This is a genomic window from Enterobacter sp. WCHEn045836, from assembly GCF_003965585.1.
GTDB classification, from domain to species: domain Bacteria; phylum Pseudomonadota; class Gammaproteobacteria; order Enterobacterales; family Enterobacteriaceae; genus Enterobacter; species Enterobacter dissolvens.
The window spans coordinates 303,864-328,933 of the sequence record NZ_RXPT01000004.1; the positions used below are offsets into that span (position 1 = coordinate 303,864).

The 25,070-nt window shown below is 56.4% G+C and carries 25 protein-coding genes; 9 read left to right on the forward strand and 16 right to left on the reverse strand.

Going from position 1 to position 25,070, the window contains the following annotated elements; genetic code table 11:
* Window positions 1–143 precede the first annotated feature (143 nt).
* The 12 genes from emrB to EKN38_RS07680 form a co-directional block, all read right to left on the reverse strand.
* Window positions 144–1,691, reverse strand: a complete 1,548-nt coding sequence (gene emrB, locus EKN38_RS07630; RefSeq protein WP_014833016.1) for a multidrug efflux MFS transporter permease subunit EmrB — start codon at window positions 1,689–1,691, stop codon at window positions 144–146.
* Window positions 1,692–1,707: 16 nt separating this feature from the next.
* Window positions 1,708–2,880, reverse strand: coding sequence for a multidrug efflux MFS transporter periplasmic adaptor subunit EmrA (gene emrA / locus EKN38_RS07635; RefSeq protein ID WP_014833015.1), 1,173 nt, complete (start codon window positions 2,878–2,880; stop codon window positions 1,708–1,710).
* A 128-nt stretch (window positions 2,881–3,008) separates the two neighbouring features.
* Window positions 3,009–3,539: a transcriptional repressor MprA gene (gene mprA, locus EKN38_RS07640; protein ID WP_014833014.1), complete on the reverse strand. Its 531-nt coding sequence runs from the start codon at window positions 3,537–3,539 to the stop codon at window positions 3,009–3,011.
* 314 nt (window positions 3,540–3,853) lie between these two features.
* Window positions 3,854–5,038 (reverse strand): MFS transporter, encoded by a 1,185-nt coding sequence (locus EKN38_RS07645; RefSeq protein WP_014833013.1) that lies wholly within the window; start codon window positions 5,036–5,038, stop codon window positions 3,854–3,856.
* A gap of 188 nt (window positions 5,039–5,226) precedes the next feature.
* Complete coding sequence (gene proX / locus EKN38_RS25720; protein WP_014833012.1) at window positions 5,227–6,222, reverse strand: glycine betaine/L-proline ABC transporter substrate-binding protein ProX; 996 nt, start codon at window positions 6,220–6,222, stop codon at window positions 5,227–5,229.
* Between the two features lie 12 nt (window positions 6,223–6,234).
* The gene (gene proW / locus EKN38_RS25725; RefSeq protein WP_014833011.1) at window positions 6,235–7,299 is read right to left on the reverse strand and encodes a glycine betaine/L-proline ABC transporter permease ProW; all 1,065 of its coding nucleotides are present in this window, start codon (window positions 7,297–7,299) and stop codon (window positions 6,235–6,237) included.
* Window positions 7,292–8,494 (reverse strand): glycine betaine/L-proline ABC transporter ATP-binding protein ProV, encoded by a 1,203-nt coding sequence (gene proV, locus EKN38_RS07655; RefSeq protein WP_014833010.1) that lies wholly within the window; start codon window positions 8,492–8,494, stop codon window positions 7,292–7,294. Before proV ends, proW begins: the two co-directional genes overlap by 8 nt.
* A gap of 333 nt (window positions 8,495–8,827) precedes the next feature.
* Window positions 8,828–9,787 carry a class 1b ribonucleoside-diphosphate reductase subunit beta gene (gene nrdF / locus EKN38_RS07660; RefSeq protein WP_014833009.1) on the reverse strand — a complete coding sequence of 320 codons (960 nt, stop codon included), beginning with the start codon at window positions 9,785–9,787 and terminating at the stop codon, window positions 8,828–8,830.
* 9 nt (window positions 9,788–9,796) lie between these two features.
* Window positions 9,797–11,941 (reverse strand): class 1b ribonucleoside-diphosphate reductase subunit alpha, encoded by a 2,145-nt coding sequence (gene nrdE / locus EKN38_RS07665; protein ID WP_043951686.1) that lies wholly within the window; start codon window positions 11,939–11,941, stop codon window positions 9,797–9,799.
* On the reverse strand, window positions 11,914–12,324 hold the full coding sequence (gene nrdI / locus EKN38_RS07670; protein WP_014833007.1) for a class Ib ribonucleoside-diphosphate reductase assembly flavoprotein NrdI: 411 nt from the start codon (window positions 12,322–12,324) through the stop codon (window positions 11,914–11,916). The genes nrdE and nrdI overlap by 28 nt, the downstream gene beginning before the upstream one ends.
* Window positions 12,321–12,560, reverse strand: a complete 240-nt coding sequence (gene nrdH, locus EKN38_RS07675) for a glutaredoxin-like protein NrdH (RefSeq protein ID WP_013098419.1) — start codon at window positions 12,558–12,560, stop codon at window positions 12,321–12,323. Before nrdH ends, nrdI begins: the two co-directional genes overlap by 4 nt.
* A gap of 245 nt (window positions 12,561–12,805) precedes the next feature.
* Window positions 12,806–13,132 (reverse strand): DUF883 domain-containing protein, encoded by a 327-nt coding sequence (locus EKN38_RS07680; RefSeq protein ID WP_014833006.1) that lies wholly within the window; start codon window positions 13,130–13,132, stop codon window positions 12,806–12,808.
* 160 nt (window positions 13,133–13,292) lie between these two features.
* On the opposite strand from EKN38_RS07680, the gene EKN38_RS07685 reads away from it, so the two are divergent.
* Complete coding sequence (locus EKN38_RS07685) at window positions 13,293–13,637, forward strand: DUF2002 family protein (RefSeq protein ID WP_013098417.1); 345 nt, start codon at window positions 13,293–13,295, stop codon at window positions 13,635–13,637.
* Window positions 13,638–13,669: 32 nt separating this feature from the next.
* Here the strand turns inward: EKN38_RS07685 and alaE are convergent, their stop codons facing one another.
* Window positions 13,670–14,119 carry an L-alanine exporter AlaE gene (gene alaE, locus EKN38_RS07690; RefSeq protein ID WP_014833005.1) on the reverse strand — a complete coding sequence of 150 codons (450 nt, stop codon included), beginning with the start codon at window positions 14,117–14,119 and terminating at the stop codon, window positions 13,670–13,672.
* A 478-nt stretch (window positions 14,120–14,597) separates the two neighbouring features.
* On the opposite strand from alaE, the gene stpA reads away from it, so the two are divergent.
* A complete protein-coding gene (gene stpA, locus EKN38_RS07695) occupies window positions 14,598–15,002 on the forward strand; it encodes a DNA-binding protein StpA (protein WP_014833004.1) in 405 nt (134 codons plus the stop codon).
* 38 nt (window positions 15,003–15,040) lie between these two features.
* Here stpA and EKN38_RS07700 read toward each other — a convergent pair whose 3' ends face one another.
* Window positions 15,041–15,220: a hypothetical protein gene (locus EKN38_RS07700; RefSeq protein WP_014833003.1), complete on the reverse strand. Its 180-nt coding sequence runs from the start codon at window positions 15,218–15,220 to the stop codon at window positions 15,041–15,043.
* Window positions 15,221–15,299: 79 nt separating this feature from the next.
* Window positions 15,300–15,821 carry a rhodanese family protein gene (locus EKN38_RS07705; RefSeq protein ID WP_014833002.1) on the reverse strand — a complete coding sequence of 174 codons (522 nt, stop codon included), beginning with the start codon at window positions 15,819–15,821 and terminating at the stop codon, window positions 15,300–15,302.
* A gap of 178 nt (window positions 15,822–15,999) precedes the next feature.
* Here EKN38_RS07705 and EKN38_RS07710 point away from each other — a divergent pair, with 178 nt between their 5' ends.
* On the forward strand, window positions 16,000–16,158 hold the full coding sequence (locus EKN38_RS07710; protein WP_014833001.1) for a YqaE/Pmp3 family membrane protein: 159 nt from the start codon (window positions 16,000–16,002) through the stop codon (window positions 16,156–16,158).
* Here EKN38_RS07710 and EKN38_RS07715 read toward each other — a convergent pair.
* A complete protein-coding gene (locus EKN38_RS07715; RefSeq protein ID WP_014833000.1) occupies window positions 16,155–17,084 on the reverse strand; it encodes a LysR substrate-binding domain-containing protein in 930 nt (309 codons plus the stop codon). The genes EKN38_RS07710 and EKN38_RS07715 overlap by 4 nt on opposite strands.
* A gap of 318 nt (window positions 17,085–17,402) precedes the next feature.
* On the opposite strand from EKN38_RS07715, the gene EKN38_RS07720 reads away from it, so the two are divergent.
* The 6 genes from EKN38_RS07720 (at window position 17,403) to EKN38_RS07745 (ending at window position 24,970) form a co-directional block, all read left to right on the forward strand.
* The gene (locus EKN38_RS07720; RefSeq protein ID WP_014832999.1) at window positions 17,403–18,008 is read left to right on the forward strand and encodes an ankyrin repeat domain-containing protein; all 606 of its coding nucleotides are present in this window, start codon (window positions 17,403–17,405) and stop codon (window positions 18,006–18,008) included.
* 106 nt (window positions 18,009–18,114) lie between these two features.
* Window positions 18,115–19,656 carry an acyl-CoA synthetase FdrA gene (gene fdrA, locus EKN38_RS07725; protein ID WP_014832998.1) on the forward strand — a complete coding sequence of 514 codons (1,542 nt, stop codon included), beginning with the start codon at window positions 18,115–18,117 and terminating at the stop codon, window positions 19,654–19,656.
* The gene (locus tag EKN38_RS07730) at window positions 19,656–21,071 is read left to right on the forward strand and encodes a DUF1116 domain-containing protein (protein ID WP_014832997.1); all 1,416 of its coding nucleotides are present in this window, start codon (window positions 19,656–19,658) and stop codon (window positions 21,069–21,071) included. The genes fdrA and EKN38_RS07730 overlap by 1 nt, the downstream gene beginning before the upstream one ends.
* Window positions 21,072–21,082: 11 nt before the next feature.
* Window positions 21,083–22,636, forward strand: coding sequence for a hypothetical protein (locus EKN38_RS07735; RefSeq protein ID WP_014832996.1), 1,554 nt, complete (start codon window positions 21,083–21,085; stop codon window positions 22,634–22,636).
* Entirely contained in the window at window positions 22,633–23,589 is a 957-nt protein-coding gene (locus EKN38_RS07740; protein ID WP_014832995.1) for a carbamate kinase family protein, read from the forward strand. The genes EKN38_RS07735 and EKN38_RS07740 overlap by 4 nt, the downstream gene beginning before the upstream one ends.
* Window position 23,590: 1 nt before the next feature.
* Window positions 23,591–24,970, forward strand: a complete 1,380-nt coding sequence (locus EKN38_RS07745) for an amidohydrolase family protein (RefSeq protein WP_014832994.1) — start codon at window positions 23,591–23,593, stop codon at window positions 24,968–24,970.
* Window positions 24,971–25,070: the final 100 nt, after the last annotated feature.

Sequence of the window (25,070 nt, forward strand, 5' to 3'; positions counted from 1 at the left end):
CTATCGTGAATCGATTTCAGGCGCGCTGCTTTATCGGATGTGACAATTGCTGTCGCGTTTTGGACAACAGCGCGGGTTTTGCCGGATGTGCACAAATCGTAGGCCCGGTAAGCGAAGCGCCACCGGGCTTTCCCCGCAGAGGGCTAGTGCGCGCCACCACCCCCACCACCGGCACCAAACGGCGGTCTGGCAAACCACACCAGTCCCAGCAGGACGATAAAGATCCCCGCCGATATCCAGAAAATCTCGTTGGCCGAGATAATCAGCCCCTGGCTGGTGATCTGCTGAGCAATCCAGCCGGACGCCTGCTGCTCCGTCATGCCCATCCCCTGAAGCTGGCTATACATCTGCTGCGCATTCGGGTTGTACGGGTTCACCGCTTCGGTCAGCTGCGCATGGTGCATCGATTCCCGGTTTGTCCACAGGGTGGTGGTAATCGAGGTCCCGATGGAGCCCGCCAGCGTACGGGTGAAGTTCGACAGGCTCGACGCGGCCGCCAGACGCTCAGGCGGTAAGCCAGACAGCGTGATGGTGGTCAGCGGCATAAAGAAGCACGCTACCGCGAAACCCTGAATAAACTGCGGCCATGCAGAAGCGCCAAAGTCCATCCCCGGTTCAAAGGTATACGCACGCCAGTAGAAGCACACCGCATACATAATGAAGCTGAAGGTCACCAGCCGACGCATGTCGAGCTTATGGGCAAAGCGGCCAATGATTGGCGACAGCAGCACCGGGATCACCCCAACAGGCGCAGACGCCAGACCCGCCCAGGTCGCGGTATAGCCATACACCTCCTGCAACAGCTGCGGCAGCAGAACAATCGCGCCGAAGTAGAGCATATAGGCGAGGCTGATACACAGACAGCCGATGGTAAAGTTTCGCGACTTAAACAGCGAGAGATCGACTATCGGGTTGTCGTCCGTCAGCTCCCATACAATCAGGAAGCTTAGCGACACCACCGCGACAATGGTCAGGATGATGATCTCCTGCGAGTTAAACCAGTCCAGCTCTTTACCCCGGTCGAGCATGATCTGCAGACTGCCGATACCCAGGATCAGCAGCGCCAGCCCAATACTGTCGATTCGCCGCTGTTCGGTGCGGGTCTCGCGACCGCGCAGGGATTGCAGCGTCATCAGTACCACGACAGCGCCAATCGGGACGTTGATGAAGAAGATCCAACCCCAGTGGTAGTTATCGCTGATGTAACCGCCCAGAATCGGTCCGCAGATAGGCGCGACGATCACGGTCATTGACCAGAGCGCCAGCGCGACGGATCGTTTCGCGGGCGGGTAGTTGCTCAGCAGCAAACTCTGGGAGAGAGGGATCAGCGGCCCGGCGACAATCCCCTGGATGACGCGGAAGAAAATCAGCATCGTCAGGCTGCTGGACATGCCGCACGCCCAGGAGGCCAGCACAAATGCCACCGTTGACCACAGGAACAACTTCACTTCCCCGACGCGCTTCGCCAGCCAGCCGGTAATCGGAATGGAGATGGCATTCGCCACCCCGAACGAGGTAATGACCCAGGTCCCCTGGCTCAACGACGAGCCAAGGTTCCCGGCGATCGTCGGGATCGCCACGTTTGCGATGGTGGAGTCCAGCACCTGCATGAATGTCGCCAGCGACAGCGCAATGGTCATAATGACCAGCTGCGCGCCTTCCAGCGGTTTTTGCGGCTTTTGCTGTTGCATAACGCTCACCTTCGGATTAACCGGCGTTTGCCTTCACGATGTCATCGATCAGCTTGTTGACCGGATCGAGGCTAATTTCACGGGCGTTACTTTCATAAGCCGGGGTGCTACGAACCTGGCTTGCCAGAATCTGACCGTCGCGGTTGGCGGTATCCACCGTCACCAGCGTGGAGAGGCCAATACGCAGCGGATGGTCAGCCAGCTGTTTGGCATCCAGCTCGATACGCACAGGCAGACGCTGAACCACTTTGATCCAGTTACCGGTGGCGTTCTGCGCAGGGAGTAGCGAGAAGGCGCTGCCGGTACCCATATCCAGACCCACCACTTTACCGGTGTACTTCACGTCATCACCGTAAATGTCGCTGATGACGGTCGCCGTCTGGCCGATACGCATATGGGCGAGCTGCGTCTCTTTGAAGTTCGCATCAACCCACAGATTGTCCGCCGGCACGACCGCCATCAGCGGCGTGGTTGGGCTAATCTGCGCGCCGGGCTGTACGGAACGACGGGAGACGTAGCCGGTCATCGGGCTGACGATTTTGGTACGCTGCAGGGCAAGCCATGCGTTACGGACTTCGGTCGCCGCCTGTTGTACCGCAGGCTGGTTTTCAAGGCTGGTGCCGAGAATCATCGCCTGGTTGGCGTTGTACTGCTGAATGGCCACATCCAGCTGCGCCTGGGCGCTGGCAACGGCGTCGCGGGCGTGCTGCAGCTCTTCACGGCCAATCAGGTTGGCGGTGCCGAGCGGCACACGGCGGTTAAGGTCGCTCTGTGCCTGGGCGAGTGCGGTTTTCTGCACGTCGATGTTGGCCTGCAGCTGCTTACTGTTGATCATCAGCTGACGGGTCTGACGCACGCTGGAGGCCAGCGCGGTCTGTGCTTTTTCAAACGCCTGTTGGGCGTCGGTCGGATCCAGCGTGACCAGCACATCCCCTTTTTGCACAAAGTCGGTATTGTCAGCCCAGACTTTCGTCACGCTGCCCGACACCTGCGCCATAATTTGTACCTGGTTCCCTGCCACGTATGCGTCGTCAGTCTCTTCAGCATGACGCAATACTAAAAACCAATAGATCCCATATGCCACGGCAATAATGATAAAGAGCAAGGTCAACAGAAGAAGGGCGCCCTTACGTTTGCCTTTCTTGTTGGCCGGTTGCTGCGGGGTTGTGTTCTCCGCATTTGCGCTCATTGTTGTTCTCCACGATCTTCTTATTTTCACATCGGCTGCGCCGACCTGTTGTCAGAAAGGCCAGCAGTGTCACGTGCTGGCCTGTCAGTTTTCTTTTTTAAATCTGGATATTCGAGCGTGTCGTCGCGTTAGCGCAGCGCCTCAAGGATAGCGCCGTCTTCATCCATCTGATCCAGACGGGTGAGCAGCTTGCGAGTGATGTGCTCAAGCTGGTCGCGCTCGGCGGTGCTGAGGACAGACCAGAGTTTGTGCAGGCAGTTATGCTGAGGTGGCAGCACCTCACGCAGGAATTGGTGACCTTTGTCGGTCAGTTGCAGATGCAGACAACGGCGGTCGTTGTCGCTTTCACGGCGCTCAATCCAGCCGCGTTTTTCCAGCTCATCAGCGATACGGGTGGCGTTAGTACGGGACGAACCCAGCGCGCAGCTCAACTCAGACGGCTGAATACTGTGATTTTCCTGAGACTCCAGCGTAATCAACGCCATAAACAACGTCTCGTTAATCCCTTGAGCTTTCAGCATCTTATTACGGTTATCCAGCAGTTTCCCCTGCATGTGCATGCACAGGCGGGTCAGCAGGATTTCCTGATACGGGAAGTCCTCATGACGACTGGCGCGGAATTTAAGCATTTGTTCAATGGGCGTAAACGAACTATCCATTTGGGCATAACCTCATTAATTACAGCCGATATAGTAACGATAGTGACAAATAATGTAAATGAATTATTTGTGCGGTTAAATCCGCCAAACTTATGCCACTATCAGAAAGCGCCGGGTAAGTCCGTGACCCGGTGAGCACAGAAAGAGAGGGGGGTGAACCCACGAAAGAGAGGATGTGAGGACAGGGGTCTGAACTATTCATGCCGTTTGAAAATATGTCACCCACATTAAAATTTCTGGGATAAATGATTACGTTTACATTAACAGACTGAGGGGCCCCTTTACACCCTAAGAGGCCCAAAGCTATGTAAAACTTAGTGAATGGCTTCCTGACGATGGTATCCGCGCCACCATACTACCAGGTTTAGCGCGGCGACAACGGCCCCTGTCGCGCACACCCCTGACCACCCGCCATGCTGCCACGCCGAGGCGGAAATTAACGAGCCTGCCGCACCGCCAATAAAGTAGCTGGTCATGTAACCGGCGGTGAGGCGATTTCGCGCCTCCGGCTTCACGCGGTAGATAACGGTCTGGTTTGTGATATGCACTCCCTGCACGGTGAGATCGAGCACCAGGATGCCGATAATCAGCGCCAGCACGGAGGTATGACCGTACCAGATGGCCGCCCAGGAGAGCAGAAGCAGCACCAGCCCGGCGCTGGTGGTCATGTGGGATTTGCCCTTATCGGCCAGCCCGCCAGCCGGACGTGCGCCGAGCGCCCCCGCCGCACCGGCCAGACCAAACAGACCAATCACCCCTTCGGAATAGTTAAACGGCGGTGCGGCCAGCAGAAACGCCATCGACGTCCATAAGATGCTGAAGTTGGCGAAGGTGAAGCAGCCCAGTAGCGCGCGGGTACGCAGGAGTTTATCCCGGGTAAAGAGGCTGAACACGGAGGCCAGAAGCTGAGGATAGTTCAGGTGGTTCTCCTGCTTCACCTTTGGCAGGCCACGCCAGAGCGCCAGCGCCATCGCCACCATCAGCACGCTTGCTACCCAGTAGACGGTGCGCCAGCCGCCAAGGCTTGCCAGTAATCCTGCGACGGTACGCGCCAGCAAAATCCCCAGCAGCAGGCCGCTCATAATAGTGCCCACCACTTTGCCACGCTTTTCCGGTGCGGCGAGGGTGGCGGCCAGTGGGACCAGAATTTGCGCCACCACGGAGAACAGACCCGTCAGCGCGGTGCCGATAATCATCATTGTTAAAGAATGGCTGCTGGCGGTGATCAGCATGCCGCCTGCGGCCAGCAGGGTCATGGAGACAATCAGCATCCGGCGCTCAAACATATCCCCGAGCGGCACCAGGAACAGCAGCCCGGCGGCATAGCCGAGCTGCGCGGCGGTGACAATAAAGCCGGCCGAGCTGGCTGAAAGGTTGAACGCCCGGGCGATGGTATCGAGCAGAGGTTGCGCGTAGTAGTTACTGGCGACCGCCAGACCCGTTGCCACGGACATTAAAAGAATAAGCGCGGGGCTAAGCCCCTGAGATGTTTTTGTCATGAGTTTAAGAAATCATTAGTTAAGTGATTATTTTTCCGGAAACAATAATAACCAATGATTGTGAAGGATGGGGGATTGTCGGGTGATGGATTGTGCGGTTTTGGGGATGGTGCGGTCTGGTGCCCTCACCCTAACCCTCTCCCACAGGGAGAGGGAACGATTAAGAGGGCCGGGGTGAGGGGAAAAACTTACTTCTGCGCCTCAAGCGCTTCCTTCACCCAGCCATCAAACTGCTGCTGGTGGGCTTTAATCCAGCCGTCAACATGGCCCTTCACATCCGCCTCAGACGATTTGCCCGCGTGCATCATCGCATTCTGGGCGTTGATGTCCGCCAGCGGCAGCTTTATTACCGAGAACAGTTTTGCCGCGGCCGGGTTTTTCTCCGCCCAGGCTTTGTTGGCGACGATATGCATCGTATTCACCGGGAAGCCGTAGTTCATGCCGTTCGGCAGTTTGGTGTCGATATCTTTCTGCTCGCCCGGCAGGGAGGAGAACGGCACCTGCAGCCACACCACATCTTTACCTGGCTTCAGCACGTCGCTCACCCAGTACGGGGTCCAGGTGTAGTAGATCACCGGTTTGCCCTCTTTATAGCGGGCGATGGTGTCGGCCATCATCGCCGAGTAGTTGCCGTGGCTCACATCGACGGTTTTCGCCAGACCGTACGCCTTGTTCTGGTGGTTAATCACCGCTTCACAACCCCAGCCCGGCGAGCAGCCCATCATATCGGCTTTGCCGTCGCCGTTAGTGTCGAACAGTCTGGCGATCTTCGGATCTTTTAGCTGCTCAATATTGGTGATGTGGTACTGGTCGGCGGTTTTCTTGTCGATCAGATAACCCTGCGCCGCACCGGTCACGAAGTTGCCTTCACGGTAGAACTTCTTATCACCGCCAGCCGCAGCGTACATATCGTCATGCAGCGGCTGCCAGTTGACGGCAGTGAAGGTCGCATCACCGGAGGCAATCGAGGTGTAGCCGACGTTGTAATCCACTTCGCTCGGCGTATTGACCGTATAACCCAGCTTCTCCAGCGCGCGGCTGACGATCAGCGTCTGGAAGCTCTCTTCCGAAATGGTGCTCTGCACCGGCTGTACGGTAATGCCTTTACCCGGCAGGTCCGCGGCGAATGCACTGGTGGAGACAAGGGTGGCAAACGCTGTGGCAAAAAGTACCTTATGTCGCATCGTTGTTCCTTATTATCTGATGAATGGACGGGTGATTAACCCGACAGGGCCGGTGGTATACCAGCGACGGTTGCCGCGACTGCGTGAATCACGACCGACAGCCTGGGTCAGGCGGTCAAGAATAATGGCGAGGATCACAATGCCGACGCCGCCGACGGTCGCCAGACCCATATCGAGACGGCCAATCCCGCGCAGCACCATCTGGCCCAGCCCGCCAACGGCAATCATTGAGGCAATCACCACCATCGACAGCGCCAGCATCAGCGTCTGGTTAACCCCCGCCATGATGGTGGGCATCGCCAGCGGGAGCTGAACTTTAAACAGCATCTGCCGCGGGCTGGCACCGAACGAACGGGAGGCCTCGATCAGATCCGCAGGTACCTGATTAATCCCGAGTATCGTCAGACGAATAATCGGCGGCAGGGCGAAGATAATGGTCACCACCACGCCCGGCACGTTGCCGATACCGAACAGCATCACGATCGGCACCAGATAGACGAACGCTGGGGTGGTCTGCATCGCATCCAGCAGCGGCCGAACGATCTTCGCCGCCCGTGGACTGCGCGCCAGCCAGATCCCCATCGGCAAACCGATAACAATGCAGAAGAGGAGGGCGGTTAGCACCAGCGCCAGGGTGATCATCGCCTGCGACCATGCGCCAATGGCACCAATCGCAATCAACGAGATCAGCGTGGCGATCCCCATGCCTGCGCTACCAAACTGCCAGGCGATCAGCGAGAACAGCACAATCGCCACCGGCGCGGGCATGCCCAGCATTAGCTGCTGGAAGCCGTTGAGAATGTAATCCACCGGGACGCGGATCCCCTGGAAGACCGGACGGAAATGGGTGACCACCCAGTCGATCCCCTCCGTCACCCAGCTGTCCAGGGGGATCAGCGTTTTGTGGAACGGATCCATAATATTGAAGTGCTCTGGCGCCGGTGCTGGCGCATTATTGAGCCAGTCTGCCGCGCCACCGCCATCGGTCGGTGCTGGCGTGGAACCCCACGCATCGGCAGATTGTGCAGCACTGTCTGCTGCCTCTGTGGTGCCCCACGGGTTAGATTGATCAGCCATTGTTTGCCCCCTCGCGATCTAAAGCCTGCAGCAACATTCGTTTTGAAATGATGCCGACGTACTGTTGTTCTTCCCCGATAACCGGCACAGCACACGGTGCCTGGCCGACGTGAGAGAGCAACTCGCTGAGCGGCGTTTCGGCATCCACGGCGAGCGGAGCGTCAATTAACGCCGCATCAATTCCCTGGTTTTCGCTGAGCGCGGTTTTGAGAGAATCGATGGAGACAACGCCGACAAATTTATTGCCGCGTTCAACCAGATAACCGTATTCGCGGTCTTCGTCCTGCAGAAGCTTAAGGGCAGAGCGCGGACCGAAGCCTGGCGTTTTACGAATAATGCCGTTCGGGGTACGGCGGGCAATATCTTTGGCGCTAAACACCTGGCTAATATCCACGCCGCGGAAGAAGGTCCGCACATAATCATTTGCCGGATTATTCAGAATTTCATCCGGTGTACCGACCTGCACCACTTCGCCATTTTGCATAATGGCAATGCGGTCACCAATACGCATGGCCTCATCGAGATCGTGAGAAATAAAGACAATGGTGCGCTGGTGTCTGGCCTGTAATTTTACCAGCTCATCCTGCATCTCGGTGCGAATTAAAGGATCAAGCGCCGAGAAGGCTTCATCCATTAATAAAATATCGGGATTAATGGCTAATGCGCGGGCTAAACCCACACGCTGACGCATACCGCCGGAAAGCTCATCCGGATACGCATGGGCATAATTTTCCAGCCCTACCTGGCGCAATGCATCCAGCGCTTTTTCCTGACGTTCACTGGCGGCAACGCCCGCTAATTCCATACCAAAGGCGGTATTATCCAGTACCGTCATATGCGGCATCAGGGCGAACGACTGAAAGACCATCGCAATCTTTTTTCTGCGCACCTCGCGGAGTTCGGCCTCTGATATTTTGGCAATGTCTACACCATCAATCAGGACCTGCCCACGGGTGGGTTCAATCAGGCGATTGAGAAGGCGAACCATAGTGGATTTACCCGAACCGGATAACCCCATGATGACAAAAATCTCGCCTTCTTCAATGGCCAGACTGGCGTCTTTAACGCCAAGCGACAGCCCGGTTTTTTCCAGAATTTGCTCTTTCGAAAGGCCTTTCTCAATATATTTGAATGCGCGCTGCGGATGCTCGCCAAATATTTTATAAAGATTCTTCACTTCTAATTTAATTGCCATGCAATAGAGAGTGTCCTGTTATTTGTTTATGTCGATATGATTACCATGGTAAATTGTTAACGGGCATAACCCTAACATACTCAGATTCTGAGGCAACCCTGGGTTTGCTTATGGGTTGAATTTTGCAGTAAGCGAAACGGCTGAATTTCCCATGAGTAAAGGGCTGAGCGCGATCTGCATTTTTCTGAATTTTTTGCTGCGGCATCGGGAGAATTCGCCTGGATCGGAGTGATTCAGGCGAATATGTCGTGGAGATGACAGTGTAGCTGAAGGAGAAATATCCGGAAGGAAACTGGAATAGTTATATTTAATTAATGAACGTTAAGGCGCTCATTAAAAATCCCAGTCCTCATCTTCCGTTTCCACCGCTTTGCCCATCACATACGATGAACCGGACCCGGAGAAGAAGTCGTGGTTTTCATCAGCGTTAGGGGAAAGGGCCGCCAGAATTGCCGGGTTCACGTCGGCCATTTCCGGTGGGAACAACGCCTCGTAGCCGAGGTTCATCAGCGCTTTGTTGGCGTTGTAGCAGAGGAAGGCTTTTACCTCCTCTTCCCAGCCGGTTCCGGCGTACAGTTCTTCGGTATAGCTCAGCTCGTTATCATAGAGATCCATCAGCAAATCAAGGGCAAACCCTTTCAGTTCCTCGCGTCTGGTATCACTGACTTTCTCCAGCCCTTTCTGGTACTTATAGCCGATGTAATACCCGTGCACCGCTTCATCCCGGATGATGAGACGAATGAGATCGGCGGTGTTGGTGAGTTTGCCGCGGCTCGACCAGTACATCGGCAGCCAGAAGCCGGAGTAGAAGAGGAAAGATTCCAGGAACACGCTGGCGATTTTCTTCTTCAGCGGCTCATTGGCCTGATAATAATCCAGCACCAGGTTGGCTTTACGCTGCAATGACTCGCTCTCTTCACTCCAGCTGTAGGCCGCATCCACATCTTTGGTCTGGCACAGCGTCGAGAAGATCGAACTGTAGGAGCGGGCGTGCACCGCTTCCATAAAGCTGATGTTCGACATCACCGCCTCTTCATGCGGCGTCAGCGCATCGGCCATCAGCGCGGGGGCACCGACGGTATTCTGAATGGTGTCCAGCAGCGTCAGGCCGGTAAAGACGCGGATGGTCAGCTGCTGCTCGGCGTGACTCAGGGTTTGCCATGCCGGAATATCGTTAGAAAGCGGCACTTTTTCCGGCAGCCAGAAGTTGCTGGTCAGGCGGTTCCACACCTCCAGGTCCTTATCATCCTGAACGTGGTTCCAGTTAATCGCACTCACGCGTGACAGTTTCATCCTTTCTCCTTACAGCGCGCAGGACACGCAGCCTTCGATTTCGGTGCCTTCCAGCGCAAGCTGGCGCAGGCGAATGTAATAGAGCGTTTTAATGCCTTTCTTCCAGGCATAAATCTGCGCTTTGTTGATATCCCGCGTGGTGGCCGTGTCCGGGAAGAAGAGCGTCAGCGACAGACCCTGATCCACGTGTCGGGTCGCCTCGGCGTAGGTATCGATGATTTTTTCCGGGCCAATCTCATACGCGTCCTGATACAGCGCCAGGTTCTCGTTGGTCATAAACGGGGCAGGGTAGTAAACGCGCCCGGTTTTGCCCTCCTTGCGGATCTCAATTTTCGACACAATCGGGTGGATGCTCGACGTGGCGTGGTTGATGTAGGAGATAGAGCCGGTGGGCGGTACCGCCTGCAGGTTCTGGTTATAGATGCCGTGGCGCATGACATCGTCACGCAGCTGCTGCCACATTTCCCGCGTCGGCAGGGTAATCCCTGCACGGGCAAACAGTTTGCGTACTTGTTCGGTTTTCGGCTGCCAGTCACCCTCCAGATACTGACTGAAATATTCCCCGCTGGCATAGCGCGACTGTTCAAAGCCTGCGAAGCGCTGGTTGCGCTCGCGCGCCAGCATCATTGAGGTATGCAGCGCATGCCAGGTGATGGTGTAAAAATAGAGATTGGTGAAATCCAGCCCTTCCGGGGTACCGTAGGCGATGCCTTCCCGCGCCAGATAGCCGTGCAGGTTCATCTGTCCAAGACCGATGGCGTGCGATGCGGCGTTACCCGCTTCAATGGATGGCACGCTACGGATGTGGCTCATGTCGGACACCGCCGTCAGCCCGCGAATGGCCGTTTCTACCGTGCGGCCAAAATCCGGTGAATCCATGGTGTGGGCGATATTCAGCGATCCGAGGTTGCAGGAGATATCTTTGCCGATGTCGGCGTAGTCCAGATTCTCGTCATAGGCAGACGCACTGTTGACCTGCAAAATCTCCGAACAGAGGTTGCTCATATTGATGCGCCCGGCGATTGGATTTGCGCGGTTCACCGTGTCCTCGTACATGATGTACGGATAGCCGGACTCAAACTGAATTTCGGCAAGCCGCTGGAAGAAATCGCGGGCGTTGATGTATTTTTTGCGAATGCGATCGTCGGCAACCAGCTCGTCGTACAGCTCGCTTATCGCCACGTCGCCAAATGCCTTGCCGTAGAGGTGTTCAATGTCATACGGCGAGAACAGCGCCATGTCGGCATTCTCTTTGGCCAGTTTAAAGGTGATATCCGGGATCACCACCCCAAGCGACAGGGTTTTGATACGGATTTTTTCGTCGGCGTTTTCACGTTTGGTATCCAGAAAACGCAGAATGTCCGGGTGGTGGGCGTGCAGGTAGACCGCCCCGGCCCCCTGACGCGCGCCAAGCTGGTTGGCATAGGAGAAGGCATCTTCCAGCATCTTCATCACCGGGATCACGCCGGAGGACTGGTTCTCAATGCGCTTAATCGGCGCACCCGCTTCACGCAGGTTAGACAGCAAAAACGCCACGCCACCGCCGCGCTTTGAGAGCTGCAACGCCGAATTCACCGCGCGGCCAATCGACTCCATATTGTCTTCAATTCGCAGCAGGAAGCAGGAGACCAGCTCGCCGCGCTGGGCCTTGCCGCAGTTAAGGAAGGTTGGCGTGGCCGGCTGGAAGCGCCCGGAGAGGATCTCATCCGTCAGTTGTTCAGCCAGGGATTCGTCGCCCTGGGCCAGCGTCAGCGCCACCATCACCACGCGATCTTCAAAGCTTTCAAGATAGCGTTTGCCGTCGAAGGTTTTCAGGGTGTAGCTGGTGTAGTACTTCCAGGCGCCAAGAAACGTCTGGAACCGAAAACCGCTGGCGTGGGCCCGCTCAAATAACCTGACCACAAAGGCGCGGTCGTAGCGGGCGAGCACGCGTTCTTCGTAATACCCTTCGTTGACCAGATAGTCGAGACGTGCGTTCTGGCTGGCGAACGTCATGCTGTTGGGACGGACGTGGGCGACAAAAAAGGCGTCCACGGCGTCATGATCTTTACCAAACTGGATGCGCCCCTCGCGATCGTAGAGGTTAAGCATCGCGTTTAAGGCGTGGTAATCCGGTGTCGCCTGCATTACGCGTTCTGCGGTTGTCGTTGCCAAAATTCGTTTACTCCTTTACGCACGTTCTCTACGTCCTGCTGTGTCCCCATCAGTTCAAAGCGATAGAGATACGGCACGCCGCATTTTTGAGAGATGACATCCCCGGCGCGACCGAAGGCGTCGCCGAAATTACGATTGCCCGCCGCAATCACGCCGCGGATAAGCGCGCGGTTGTGGGGATCGTTGAGAAAGCGGATCACCTGACGCGGTACTGCGCCTGCCGTACCGCCGCCGCCATAGCTGGGAACCACCAGGATGTAAGGGGCGTCTACCCGAATACGCTCCCGCTCGTTGAGCGGAATGCGTACCGCAGGCAGCCCGACGCGCTCGATAAAGCGAAGCGTGTTTTCCGAGCTGCTGGAGAAGTAGACCAGCCCGCTCATGCCCTTGCGGCCTGCGCGGCGAGGCGGTTAATCATATCCGGGCGGAAGCCAGACCAGCTGGTTTCACCGGCCACCACCACCGGCAGCTGGCGAAATCCCTGGGCGCGCAGGGTATCGGCCGCCTCGGGCACCAGATCGATATTCACCATCTCAAAGTCCACCCCGCGGCTTTCCATAGCGCGTTTGGTCGCGTGGCACTGAACACAATCGTTACGAGTGTAAATAATAATGCTCATGATTCGTATTTCCATTTAAAATGAGAGAACGGCGCGAAGCATCGCGTCAGGTTGTGTGTGTCTTGCTAAAAGGAATACTAGATGTAGTTGTGATAAGTTTCAACCATACAAGATATGGGAAATTTTGATTGATGACGCCCCAATGATGAGCACAGCGGGGCAGGGCGGGCTGTACGGATTTTTCAGGCTTTCAGGCAAAGAAAAGCCCCGGCACCAGAGGCAACCGGAGCTGATAACGCGCGCGCTTACTTACGCAGGCTAAGCAGGGCGCCAACAAAAATGCCGACCGCCGCGACCGTGCCGAGCGTACACAGCGGTTTTTCACGGACGAAGGTAGTCGCGCAACTCGCCATGTCGCAGGCAGCCTGGGTGGCGCGTGAACGGCCATGTATACGGGCACGGGTTTCACGCAGCAGAGACTGAGCCTTACGTTTTGCGGCCTCCGCATCGTCCTTCGCATCGGAGCCCCAGGATTTCAGCACCTCTTCCAGCGTGTCCGCTAATTTGCTGACATCATTACGAATATCCTGAGCGTCGTCGTTAATATCGTTTCGGTTCGGTCTGTTAAACATACGATCCTCCATAATTTTGTCTTCCGGTTTAGTTTAGTTCAGAAATTTAATATCTGAAGCGAGTCACGACTCATCAGGTCGTTTATGGAATATTCTGAAAGCCCTGCTAATGCTGAATACTGTAAGGTTGCCGGGCAGGAAAAGATAACGAGGAAAAGATATGTATTTACGACCGGATGAGGTGGCACGCGTTCTTGAAAAAGCGGGATTCACCATGGATGAAGTGACGCCAAAAGCGTATGGCTATCGCCGTGGCGAGAATTATGTTTACGTGAATCGTGAAGCCAGAATGGGGCGTACCGCTCTCATTATTCACCCGACGCTGAAAGACAGAAGTCTGTCATTTGCTGAGCCTGCCTCGGATATTAAAACCTGCGATCACTACCAGCAATTTCCGCTCTATTTAGGCGGCGAGACGCATGAGCATTATGGTATTCCGCATGGTTTTAGCTCGCGTATGGCGCTGGAGCGGTTTCTGAAAGGGCTGTTTGGCGACGCACAATAACTCTGCGACTGGCATACGCCAGTCGCTTCATATTATGCTTTTGCCTGGCTGTACTGGCTGACCCTGAAAAGGCGACGACAGTAGTCGAGGAAATAGCCGTACACCGCGCCCATCAACATCGAAACCACGATATTCGAGCTCACCGCCGCGGCAATCTGATGCCAGTCTGCACCTACCGTCAACAGGATTGCCACATACACCGGCGACTGAAACGTCACATAAGCCAGCACATCCGCCAGGTTTTTCATCCAGCCAGACGGGCTGATGCGGCGGGCGAAGCGCATCACGGCATCACGGTATAAACCATAAGGCCATGCGATAATAATGTTGACCGGGATCGCCACCAGACGAGATGAAAGTGACTGCTCAAAGGTCATCCCGGAGAGGAATATTTCAATCAGCATGTTCACGACGGAACAGTAGACAACCATCGCGAAAGTATCCGCTACCGCGTGGCGCAGGCGAGATTGCGGTGAGAACATGGCTGAACTCCTTGAGACGCACAAAAGTGATGTTCTTAGTGGTTTGGGTTGGTTTGTTTGACTTGTATAGCGTATCTCTCTGTCTTTAAACTAACAACTAGTGATAAATTTTTATTTATGCGCGTTTTATCCACAAAATCCTCTTAAGTTGGTTGTTTTTTGCTCGCTTCGTTATTTTGTTTCTCGTATGTCTTTTTGTCGAGAAAAATCAATTAGTTGATTGGTTTGTTACAGAGGCGATAACGCGGAGCTCCGTGTGCAGTACACCGTTCTGTGATTTGTCTTAAAACTGACCGTTTATATTGGTGTAATGATTTATTTCACACACGCTGGCAACGCTTTTAGCGGATATATAAATGGCGTCTTTTAAGATATTTACAATAATGACAAAAAGCGTCGATGGGTGGATATTGCGTGAGAAATGAATTATTCTTCCCTTTGATTATACGACTCACCACTTAAAAGGTTTTCAAATAATATGTCTTTGACGTTACAGAATCTTAATAATATCCGAACTCTGCGTGCGATGGCGCGTGAATTATCCCTGGACGTTCTTGAGGAAATGCTGGAAAAAGTCAGGGTCGTTGCTGAAGAGAAACGTAGTGAGCAGGCGGAATTAGAGCAACAGCGTGCTGAGCAGCAGGAGAAAATTAATGCTCTGCTGGAACGGATGAAAGCCGATGGTATTTCACCGTCCGATCTGCTGGGTTCAGAGCTGGCGCACGCAGGTAAGACCGCGAAAAAACGTAAAGCCCGTGAAGCGAAATATCGCTTTATTGACCAGAATGGCGAAGAGAAAACGTGGACCGGCCAGGGCCGTACGCCAAAGCCTATTGCCAACGCGCTGGAAAACGGTAAATCACTGGATGATTTTCTGATTTAATGCGTGAGCCGGGCGGAAGACTCCGCCCGGTTGTCTGTTTAGCAGACGCCGAAATCCCCTTCTTCGGTGTACAGCGCAACATCCGCTGCTTTCAGGGTATATTTCTCGCCCTGCTCATTGCTGGCCTGAACGGCCACAATGCTATCTCCATTCACTTCGAGCACTTTCAGTTTCGGGCCGCCCTGGCGCGGTTGCACATAATCACCGACAGAAAACATAGAACCTCCTCATCGTTTTAGCGATCTTCACTGTAGCCCACGTCACACGCCGGGTACAGTCTGGTTCATCGATTACTGCTTATGAAGTATGCCTGTTCCACGGCATTACCTTGAGCAGTCTTGCCATGCCGCAAAAACCGGTCAGGCCAGCAAACAGGAGCCCGGCACCGACAAAACCGCTCAGCAGGAAAAAGCCGCTGGAGAGCGTATAGCCCAGCACCACGCCGCACAGAATCAGCAGCCCGGCAGCAATCTGCACCTGACGCATCAGCGGCAGCGGCTGGGATTTATCTTCCACGGTCGGCAGCCCGGCCTGTTTCCAGCCCTGAATACCGCCCTCGACCACCAGGGCCTGAGCAGGCGACGCCGCCTGGGCAAGCCGTGCGGCGTTGTTAGATGTTCTGGCCCCGGACTGGCAGTGAAAAATCACCGTTTCACCCGCCCCGGCGTTCAGTGCGCCGGGTAAGGTGTCCAGCGGCACGGACTGTGCGGCGGGAATATGCTCGCGGGCATATTCGTCAGGATCGCGAATATCAATCAGTTTTGCGCCGTCATTAATAAGCGCGTTTGCCTGCTGTGGCGTAATCAGAGGAAGAGACATGGTGTTTCCTTACGGTCGTGTTTTGTGTAGTAGAGCATTTAAGGAAGGATTTAAGCCAGTGTAAAGAGGGTAAAGGCAGGTAAAAGCGCGCCAGTCGAATGGCAGTTACCCGTAAACTGGCTACGCTTAAAGAAGTGTCTTTTATAATTTTCAATTGGTTAGCTTGCACGGAGTCTTTATGGGTTTTTGGCGTGTTGTTTTTACGATTATTCTCCCGCCGCTGGGCGTACTGCTTGGCAAGGGCCTGGGCTGGGCATTTATCCTGAACATCCTTCTGACCATACTGGGCTACTTCCCAGGACTTATCCACGCGTTTTGGGTTCAGACGAGAAGCTAGGTACGCCACAGTAAGTCGCTGTAGATCCCGGTCAGTACGCCCTGCGGGCCGAACTGCTGTTTGATCCAGCGCGTAACCTGGCCGGTCGCCGCATGCTGTGTGGCAAGCAGCATGCGCGAATCCTGACGTGGGTTATTAATGCGTCGCGTCACCAGCATCCCGTCTGCCACGGCCTCCCGGGCCATGTATTCCGGCAAAAAGCCGATCCCTTCCCCCAGAATCTGACACTGGCACTTAGTGTTAAAATCCGGCACCAGAATCGCCTCCTGCCCGTGCAGCAGCCAGCCCACCTTCTTATTAATGGTGTGCGCGGTGTCCTCCACCATGATGTTCGGGTACAGGCGCAGCTGGCTTTCCGCGATCGGTTCCGGGACAAACGCCAGCGGGTGTTCCGGCGCGATGGCGAATACCCAGCGGATAGCGCCAATCTCCGTGTAATCAATGCCGCCGCCGTCAAGAAGCGTATCCGGCGCGCCAATCGCGATATTGGCCTGGTTATTGATGATTGAGTCCCAGACGCCGTTATAGACCTCCGTGGTGACGGTGATCTGGCAGGTGGGAAACTGCTTTTTCAGCACCTGCAGCAGCCGCGCGGTATGGCGTGGGGTATACAAAAGCTGATTGATGCAGATGCGTACCCGCGCCTCGATGCCCTGAGAGATGGTGTCTATCCCACGCCTGATGGCATAGAAATCATTCAGCAGATCGGTGGCCTTGCGGTAAAAGTAAAAGCCGGACTCGGTCAACTCAATGCTGCGGGTGTTACGCACAAACAGCACCACATCCAGCCCGGTCTCCATTCGTTTGATGGTGTAACTGATGGCCGACGTGGTCACACCCAGCTCGGCGGCGGCTTTGCTGAAACTGCCAAAACGCGCCGCCGTGGTGAAGGCCAGCAGATTCTCTTCAGTAAAGATGGAATTCATATTACGGCTCCGGGTTGCCATCAGTTTTGAACATATTTTAACAGCGGCGCAACAACGCATTTGACGGCGGTCACAGTTCTGATGTTTAGCTACAGGCCTTGTTATGCAAGGCTTCTTTGGTCATAAGCAAAATGCCGTGAATGGCCTGAAAAAACGCTTACCCATAAGAAAAAGGTTGCACAGACGCACGTTTTAGCTGAACCGTTGAATTTAACTCAACAATGAATTGACTGTCGATGAATGATTTTTAAGCGGATTCTTTTCTGAAAGGGCTGTTGCTATTCTCAGGTCATCAGCAACACACCATCGGGAGTCTGTATGTCTGCGAACGAACTTGTGACGGAATTTTTACTGGCGGCAGAGCAGGGTAATGTCGACGCGCTAAAAGCCTGCCTGGAGAAAGGTGTCGATATTAACGCCACCAACCGTCAGAAAAGAACCGCCATTGTTATTGCCAGCCTGAAAAAACATTACCCCTGTGTCGCGTTATTAATTGACGCCGGTGCGGATATCGATAAACAGGACCAGACCTGTTTTAACCCCTTCCTGATCAGCTGCCTGACCAATGATTTAACCCTGCTGCGGCTTGTTCTGCCCGCCAACCCGGATCTGGACCGTCTGACGCGCTTCGGCGGGGTGGGAATTACGCCCGCCAGTGAGAAAGGGCATGTGGAGATTGTCCGCGAGCTGCTGGAAAAGACCGATATCAACGTTAATCACACCAACTTTGTCGGCTGGACGCCGCTGCTGGAAGCTATCGTCCTGAATGACGGCGGCCCGAAACAGCAGGCGATCGTGAAGCTGCTGCTGGACCACGGTGCGAATCCGCACATGACCGATAAATACGGTAAAACCCCGCTCGAACTGGCGCGGGAAAAAGGCTACCACGCGATAGCTGACCTGCTGCTGGCGGCGGGCGCGTAATTTATTCGGCCAGCCTGTTTCCGGCTGGCCCTCATTTCAAACGTATTTTTCCGACGTGCATTTTGCACGACGGCGGCCCCCTTTTATCCGCATTCAGGAGAAAATAATGCCCACAAAAATCGTGATTAAAAAGAACACGTATTTTGACTCCGTCTCATTAATGTCCGTTTCCACCAAAGCCAATAAATTGCCAGGCGTTGAGCAGGCGTTTGTGGCGATGGCGACGGAGATGAATAAAGGCGTATTAAAAAATCTCGGGCTGTTAACGCCAGAATTAGAGGATGCGAAAAACGGCGATCTGATGATCGTCATTAAAGGCGACGCGGCTAATGATGAAACCCTGGCGGCGATTGAAGCGTTATTCGCCCGAAAAGAGCGCGAGGGCACCCATGAAGCACGCTACGCGACTCTGGCCAGCGCGAAAGCCCACCGTCCCGACAGCAACCTGGCGGTGATTTCAGTAAACGGCATGTTTGCGGCACGCGAAGCGCGCAAGGCGCTGGAAAACGATCTCAACGTGATGCTCTTTTCCGATAACGTATCCCTCGACGACGAGCTGGCGCTCAAGCAGCTGGCGCACCAGAAAGGGCTGCTGATGATGGGGCCAGACTGCGGCACTGCCATTATCAACGGCGCAGGACTGTGCTTCGCCAACGCCGTACGCCGCGGGTCGACAGGCATTGTCGGGGCGTCCGGCACCGGCAGCCAGGAGCTGAGCGTGCGCATTCATGAATTTGGTGGCGGCGTGTCGCAGCTGATAGGCACCGGCGGGCGCGATCTCAGTGAAAAGATCGGCGGTCTGATGATGCTCGACGCCATCGACATGCTGGAGGCCGACGATGCCACCCAGGTCGTCGTGCTGATCTCCAAACCGCCTGCACCCGCGGTGGCAGAAAAAGTGCTGGCGCGCGCCCGGGCCTGCCGCAAACCGGTCATCGCCTGTTTCCTTGGCCGCAACGAACCGCCCGCCGATGAAGACGGCCTGCAGTTTGCCCGCGGCACCAAAGAGGCGGCCCTGAAGGCCGTGCTGCTCACCGGTATCAACAAAGCGTCCCTTGACCTGCATCCGCTCAACTGGCCGCTGATTGAAGAGGTGCGCGCCCGTCTCACTCCGCAGCAGAAATACATTCGCGGTCTGTTCTGTGGCGGCACTCTGTGTGATGAAGCCATGTTCGCCGCGCTTGAGAAGTACGACGACGTCTACAGCAACATTCAGCCCGATCCGGCGAAACGCCTGCGCGACATTAACGTCAGTCAGGCTCACACCTTCCTCGATTTTGGTGATGACGATTTCACCAACGGCAAGCCGCACCCGATGATCGACCCAACCAACCGCATCAGCCGCCTGCTGCAGGAGGCGCGCGACCCGGAAGTGGGCGTGATTGTTATGGACTTCGTGCTGGGCTTTGGTGCGCATGAGGATCCGGTCGGCGTGATGCTCGATGCCATTAAAGAGGCGCAGGCGATTGCGAAAGCCGACAACCGTCCGCTGGAAATTCTCGGCTACGTGCTGGGTACCGACCAGGATCCCCAGTCACTGGCGCAGCAGTGTCAGCTTCTGACCGATGCCGGCGTGATCTGGGCCAGCAGCAGTACCAACACCGGATTACTGGCTCGCGAATTTGTCTGCAAAGGGGAGAACGCCTGATGACCACCTTATTCAACCAACCGCTGAACGTCATTAACGTCGGTATTGCGCTGTTCAGCGATGACCTCAAAAAACAGCACGTCCCCGTTACCCAACTCGACTGGGCACCGCCGGGGCAGGGCAATATGCAGATCGTCGACGCGCTCGACCAGCTGGCCGCGGAGCCGCTGGCAGCGAAGATCGCCGCCGCCAACAAGATTGCGCTGGAGCGCATCATTCAGTCCCACCCGGTGCTGGTGGGGTACGACCAGGCGATTAACGTTGTGCCGGGGATGACCCGTACCACCATTCTGCATGCCGGTCCTCCGGTGAGCTGGGAAAACATGTGTGGCGCGATGAAAGGGGCGGTCACTGGCGCGTTGGTGTTTGAAGGACTGGCGGACGATCTGGAGGCGGCAGCAAAGCTGGCGGCTTCAGGCGACATCACCTTCTCGCCGTGCCACGAGCACGACTGCGTGGGCTCGATGGCAGGCGTCACCTCCGCGTCGATGTTTATGCATATCGTTGAGAACAAAACCTACGGCAACCGTGCTTATACCAACCTCAGCGAGCAGATGGCGAAGATCCTGCGCATGGGCGCCAACGATCAGAGTGTTATCGACCGTCTGAACTGGATGCGCGACGTGCTCGGCCCAATGCTGCGCGATGCCATGAAGATTATCGGCGAAATCGATCTGCGCCTGATGCTGGCCCAGGCGCTGCACATGGGTGACGAATGCCACAACCGCAACAACGCGGGCACCACGCTGCTGATCCAGGCGCTGACGCCGGGGCTGATTCAGGCGGGGTATCCGGTGGCGCAGCAGCGCGAGGTGTTTGAGTTTGTCGCCAGCAGCGACTACTTCTCCGGCCCGACGTGGATGGCGATGTGTAAAGCCGCGCTGGACGCCGCCCACGGCATTGAGTACAGCACCGTGGTCACCACCATGGCGCGTAACGGCTACGAGTTTGGTCTGCGCGTCTCTGGCCTGCCAGGGCAGTGGTTCACCGGCCCGGCGCAGCAGGTGATTGGCCCGATGTTCGCGGGTTACAAGCCGGAAGACTCCGGGCTGGATATCGGTGACAGCGCCATCACGGAAACCTACGGTATCGGCGGCTTTGCGATGGCGACGGCCCCGGCGATTGTCGCGCTGGTGGGCGGCACGGTGGAAGAGGCCATCGACTTCTCCCGCCAGATGCGCGAAATCACCCTCGGTGAAAACCCGAACGTCACCATTCCGCTGCTGTCGTTTATGGGGATTCCAACCGCCATCGACATCACCAAAGTCGCGGGCAGCGGCATTCTGCCGGTGATTAACACCGCCATTGCCCACAAAGACGCGGGTATTGGCATGATTGGCGCGGGCATTGTGCACCCGCCGTTTAGCTGTTTTGAAAAGGCGCTGTTGACCTTCCGCGATCGCTACTTTTTATAAGGCAAGCATCCATGAAAAACATGAAACTGGAGTGGAAAAGAGGTGACTGGGCGGCATATTTCGGGTTGATGACCAACAACCTGACCAATTTGCTGACCATGATGGGGTTGCTCATTTTTGTCGTCGGCATCCCGAAGGAGATTGTTTATGGACGCATCGCGCCGGCCTTCGGGCTGGCGGTGCTGGTGGCGAGCATCTGTTACGCGTGGTTTGGCCTGCAGATGGCGCGTGCCACCGGACGAACGGACGTGACTGCGCTGCCCTCTGGCCCGAGCGCGCCGTCGATTTTTACCGTCACCTTTCTGGTTTTAATGCCGGTCTACCAGCAAACCGGTGACGCGGATTTTGCCATCCAGATTGGTCTGGTGTGGTGCTTTGTCGAGGCGATGATTCTGGCGGGCGGCTCTTTCCTCGGGGAGACCATCCGCAAGATGATCCCGCGAACCGTGCTGCTCTCGTGTCTGTCGGGCCTGGGCCTGTTGCTGCTGGCGATGAACCCGATGCTGCAGGCGTTTGAAGCGCCCACCGTGTCGTTCATCGTGCTGCTGCTGATCTTCATTAACTGGTTCGGCAAAAAACCGATCTTCGCCAGGATCCCGACCGGTCTGCTGTTGTTGATTGCTGGCACGGTGTTAGCGTGGATCTCCGGCCTGCAAAGCCCGGAGGCAATTAAAGCCTCGATGTCCTCTTTCGGCTTTAACCCGCCCGAAGTCCATGTAGAAGGTTTCCTGCAGGGCTTGCCGCACGCGCTGCCGTATCTGGCGTCTGCTGTGCCGCTGGGGCTGGCGAACTACATCTTTGACCTGGAAAACATTGAAAGCGCCCACGCGGCGGGGGACGAGTACCCGACCCGCAAGGTAATGCTGGCAAACGGCCTGGCCTCCATGCTCGGCTGCCTGATGGGCAATCCGTTCCCGGTGACGGTCTACGTGGGTCATGCGGGCTGGAAAGCGATGGGCGCCAGCATCGGCTACACGCTGGCCTCCGGCGTGACCATGTTTATCGTGCCGCTGTTCGGACTGGGGGCGTTTATGCTCGCCATCATTCCGATGACCGCCATCGTGCCGATCCTGGTGTTTATCGGCGTTGTCACCGCCAACCAGGTGGTGAGGGAAACGCCCAAAGTGGAGGTGCCCGTGATTTTCATCTGCCTGTTCCCGTGGATCGCCAACTGGGCGCTGACCATGATGAACAGCGTGATGGGCGCGGCGGGCACTAACGCGACGAAAATCGGCACTGACGTGCTGCACAGTAAAGGGATCTACTACGAAGGGCTGGTGCATCTGGGCAGCGGCGCACCGCTCGCCAGCATGCTGTGGGGGTGTATCGCCATCTTCGCCATCATCAACAAACCGCTGCGCGGGGCCGTTGCCGCCGCCGGTGGCGCGCTGCTGGCGCTGTTTGGCGTGATCCACGCCCCGGTGGTGGGCTTTGCCGAAGGCAGTTCGCTGATGTTTGTGACCGCGTATCTGATGATGGGCGGCATGTTTGTGGTGAAGCATTTTCTCGACAGCCGGGAAGTGGCGAGCGCTGAGCCGGGTACTGTTGCGAAGGAAAACGTATGAAAGAGCTTATGGTCGTCGCCATTGGCGGCAACAGCATTATCAAAGACAACGCCAGCCAGTCGGTAGAGCATCAGGCGCAGGCGGTTAAAGCGATGGCAGAGTCGGTGCTGGAGATGCTGGCATCCGACTATGACATTGTGCTCACCCATGGCAACGGCCCCCAGGTGGGGCTGGATCTCCGCCGCGCCGAAATTGCCCACGAGCGGGAGGGACTGCCGCTCACGCCGCTGGCCAACTGCGTGGCGGATACGCAGGGTGGTATCGGCTACCTGATCCAGCAGGCGCTTAACAACCGCCTGGCCGCGCGCGGCGAGCAAAAAGCGGTCACGGTCGTCACTCAGGTGGAGGTGGATAAAAACGATCCGGGCTTTCGCCACCCCACCAAGCCCATCGGCGCGTTCTTCAGCGAAGCGCAGCGCGATGAATTGCAGCAGGCGCACCCGGACTGGCACTTTGTTGAGGATTCTGGCCGGGGCTATCGTCGCGTGGTGGCCTCGCCGCAGCCGTTACGCATTGTTGAAGCCGATGCCATCAAGACCCTGACGCAAAAAGGCTTTGTGGTGATTGGCGCGGGCGGCGGCGGTATTCCGGTGGTGCGCACTGAGCAGGGCGATTACCAGAGCGTTGACGCGGTGATTGATAAAGATCTCTCCACCGCGCTGCTGGCGCGCGAGATCCGCGCCGACGTGCTGGTGATCACCACCGGGGTCGAAAAAGTGTGCATCCACTTTGGCAAGCCGAACCAGCAGGCGCTGGACACGGTGAGCGTGGCGCAGATGACCCGTTACAAAGACGAGGGCCATTTCCCGGCGGGCAGCATGCTGCCCAAAATCGTCGCCTCGCTGGAATTTTTACACCATGGCGGCAAGCGCGTGATCATCACCTCGCCAGACTGCCTGCCCGCCGCGCTGCGCGGGGAAACCGGTACCCATATTGTTAATGAAGGAAGATAAGATGAGTGAAAATAAAAGCCGCCGTGAATTCATCAGCCAGAGCGGCAAAATGGTCACCGCCTGCGCGCTGTTTGGCGCGACCGGTTCCGTCGCGTATGCTGCCGATTCCGCAAAACCAACCTGCGAGACGGGCAAACCGATGAACATCACCGCTAAACACTACTACCTGGACAACGTGCTGCTGGAGGCCGGATTTAACGTCGACGGCGGCGTGGCGACGAGCACCCGCACCGAGCTGAAAACGCTCGAAATCAAAGACGGGAAGATCGTCGCCCTGCGCGACAATAAAAACCACGCGGACGCCATGCTGCCGCACTATGACGCGGGCGGCAAGCTGATGCTTCCGGCGATGCGCGATATGCACATTCACCTGGATAAAACCTTCTACGGCGGCCCGTGGCGTTCGCTCAACCGCCCGGCGGGTACCACCATTCAGGATATGATCCGCCTTGAGCAGAAGCTGCTCCCCGAACTCCAGCCTTATACCCAGGAGCGCGCCGAAAAGCTGATCGATCTGATCCAGTCGAAAGGCTCCACCCTCGCCCGCAGCCACTGCAATATTGAGCCGGTCTCGGGCCTGAAGAATCTGGAGAACCTGCAGGCGGTGCTGGCGCGCCGCAAGCCCGGATTTGACTGCGAGATCGTGGCGTTTCCACAGCACGGCCTGCTGCTGTCGAATTCCGAAAAGCTGATGCGCGAGGCGATGCAGGCCGGGGCGCACTACGTGGGCGGGCTGGATCCCACCAACGTTGACGGGGCGATGGAGAAATCTCTCGACACCATGTTCCAGATTGCGCTGGATTACGACAAAGGGGTGGATATTCACCTGCACGAAACCAGCCCGGCGGGTGTGGCGGCGGTGAACTACATGGTCGAAACCGTGGAGAAAACCCCGCAACTGAAGGGCAAACTGACCATCAGCCACGCCTTTGCGCTGGCCACGCTCAACGAGCAACAGGTGGATGAGATTGCCACCCGCATGGCGGCGCAGCAGGTGACTATCGCCTCCACCGTACCCATCGGCACTCTGCATATGCCGCTGAAGCAACTGCGTGAGAAGGGCGTGTTCGTGATGACGGGGACCGACAGCGTAATCGACCACTGGTCACCGTACGGTTTAGGGGACATGCTGGAAAAAGCGAATCTCTACGCCCAGCTCTATATCCGCCCTAATGAGCAGACGCTGTCCCGCGCTTTAGGTATCGCGACCGGTGACGTGCTGCCGCTGAACGACAAAGGTGAACGCGTCTGGCCGAAAGCGCAGGACGACGCCAGCTTTGTGCTGGTGGACGCCTCCTGTTCCGCCGAGGCGGTGGCGCGCATATCTCCACGCACCGCGACCTTCCATAAGGGGAACCTTGTGTGGGGCTCTGTGGGTTGATGTGCATTTCTCCCTCTCCCTGTGAGGAGAGGGATCCCCAGTAATTTTTTACCGAAAGCGACGAAAGTTGTTTCAGGAAAATGAATGACTTACAGCGACG

Coding starts and splice junctions, on each gene's coding strand:
- emrB (WP_014833016.1), bottom strand. CDS start 1,691: ATGCAACAGCAAAAGCCGCAAAAACCGCTGGAAGGCGCGCAGCTGGTC.
- emrA (WP_014833015.1), bottom strand. CDS start 2,880: ATGAGCGCAAATGCGGAGAACACAACCCCGCAGCAACCGGCCAACAAG.
- mprA (WP_014833014.1), bottom strand. CDS start 3,539: ATGGATAGTTCGTTTACGCCCATTGAACAAATGCTTAAATTCCGCGCC.
- EKN38_RS07645 (WP_014833013.1), bottom strand. CDS start 5,038: ATGACAAAAACATCTCAGGGGCTTAGCCCCGCGCTTATTCTTTTAATG.
- proX (WP_014833012.1), bottom strand. CDS start 6,222: ATGCGACATAAGGTACTTTTTGCCACAGCGTTTGCCACCCTTGTCTCC.
- proW (WP_014833011.1), bottom strand. CDS start 7,299: ATGGCTGATCAATCTAACCCGTGGGGCACCACAGAGGCAGCAGACAGT.
- proV (WP_014833010.1), bottom strand. CDS start 8,494: ATGGCAATTAAATTAGAAGTGAAGAATCTTTATAAAATATTTGGCGAG.
- nrdF (WP_014833009.1), bottom strand. CDS start 9,787: ATGAAACTGTCACGCGTGAGTGCGATTAACTGGAACCACGTTCAGGAT.
- nrdI (WP_014833007.1), bottom strand. CDS start 12,324: ATGAGCGGGCTGGTCTACTTCTCCAGCAGCTCGGAAAACACGCTTCGC.
- nrdH (WP_013098419.1), bottom strand. CDS start 12,560: ATGAGCATTATTATTTACACTCGTAACGATTGTGTTCAGTGCCACGCG.
- EKN38_RS07680 (WP_014833006.1), bottom strand. CDS start 13,132: ATGTTTAACAGACCGAACCGAAACGATATTAACGACGACGCTCAGGAT.
- EKN38_RS07685 (WP_013098417.1), top strand. CDS start 13,293: ATGTATTTACGACCGGATGAGGTGGCACGCGTTCTTGAAAAAGCGGGA.
- alaE (WP_014833005.1), bottom strand. CDS start 14,119: ATGTTCTCACCGCAATCTCGCCTGCGCCACGCGGTAGCGGATACTTTC.
- stpA (WP_014833004.1), top strand. CDS start 14,598: ATGTCTTTGACGTTACAGAATCTTAATAATATCCGAACTCTGCGTGCG.
- EKN38_RS07700 (WP_014833003.1), bottom strand. CDS start 15,220: ATGTTTTCTGTCGGTGATTATGTGCAACCGCGCCAGGGCGGCCCGAAA.
- EKN38_RS07705 (WP_014833002.1), bottom strand. CDS start 15,821: ATGTCTCTTCCTCTGATTACGCCACAGCAGGCAAACGCGCTTATTAAT.
- EKN38_RS07710 (WP_014833001.1), top strand. CDS start 16,000: ATGGGTTTTTGGCGTGTTGTTTTTACGATTATTCTCCCGCCGCTGGGC.
- EKN38_RS07715 (WP_014833000.1), bottom strand. CDS start 17,084: ATGAATTCCATCTTTACTGAAGAGAATCTGCTGGCCTTCACCACGGCG.
- EKN38_RS07720 (WP_014832999.1), top strand. CDS start 17,403: ATGTCTGCGAACGAACTTGTGACGGAATTTTTACTGGCGGCAGAGCAG.
- fdrA (WP_014832998.1), top strand. CDS start 18,115: ATGCCCACAAAAATCGTGATTAAAAAGAACACGTATTTTGACTCCGTC.
- EKN38_RS07730 (WP_014832997.1), top strand. CDS start 19,656: ATGACCACCTTATTCAACCAACCGCTGAACGTCATTAACGTCGGTATT.
- EKN38_RS07735 (WP_014832996.1), top strand. CDS start 21,083: ATGAAAAACATGAAACTGGAGTGGAAAAGAGGTGACTGGGCGGCATAT.
- EKN38_RS07740 (WP_014832995.1), top strand. CDS start 22,633: ATGAAAGAGCTTATGGTCGTCGCCATTGGCGGCAACAGCATTATCAAA.
- EKN38_RS07745 (WP_014832994.1), top strand. CDS start 23,591: ATGAGTGAAAATAAAAGCCGCCGTGAATTCATCAGCCAGAGCGGCAAA.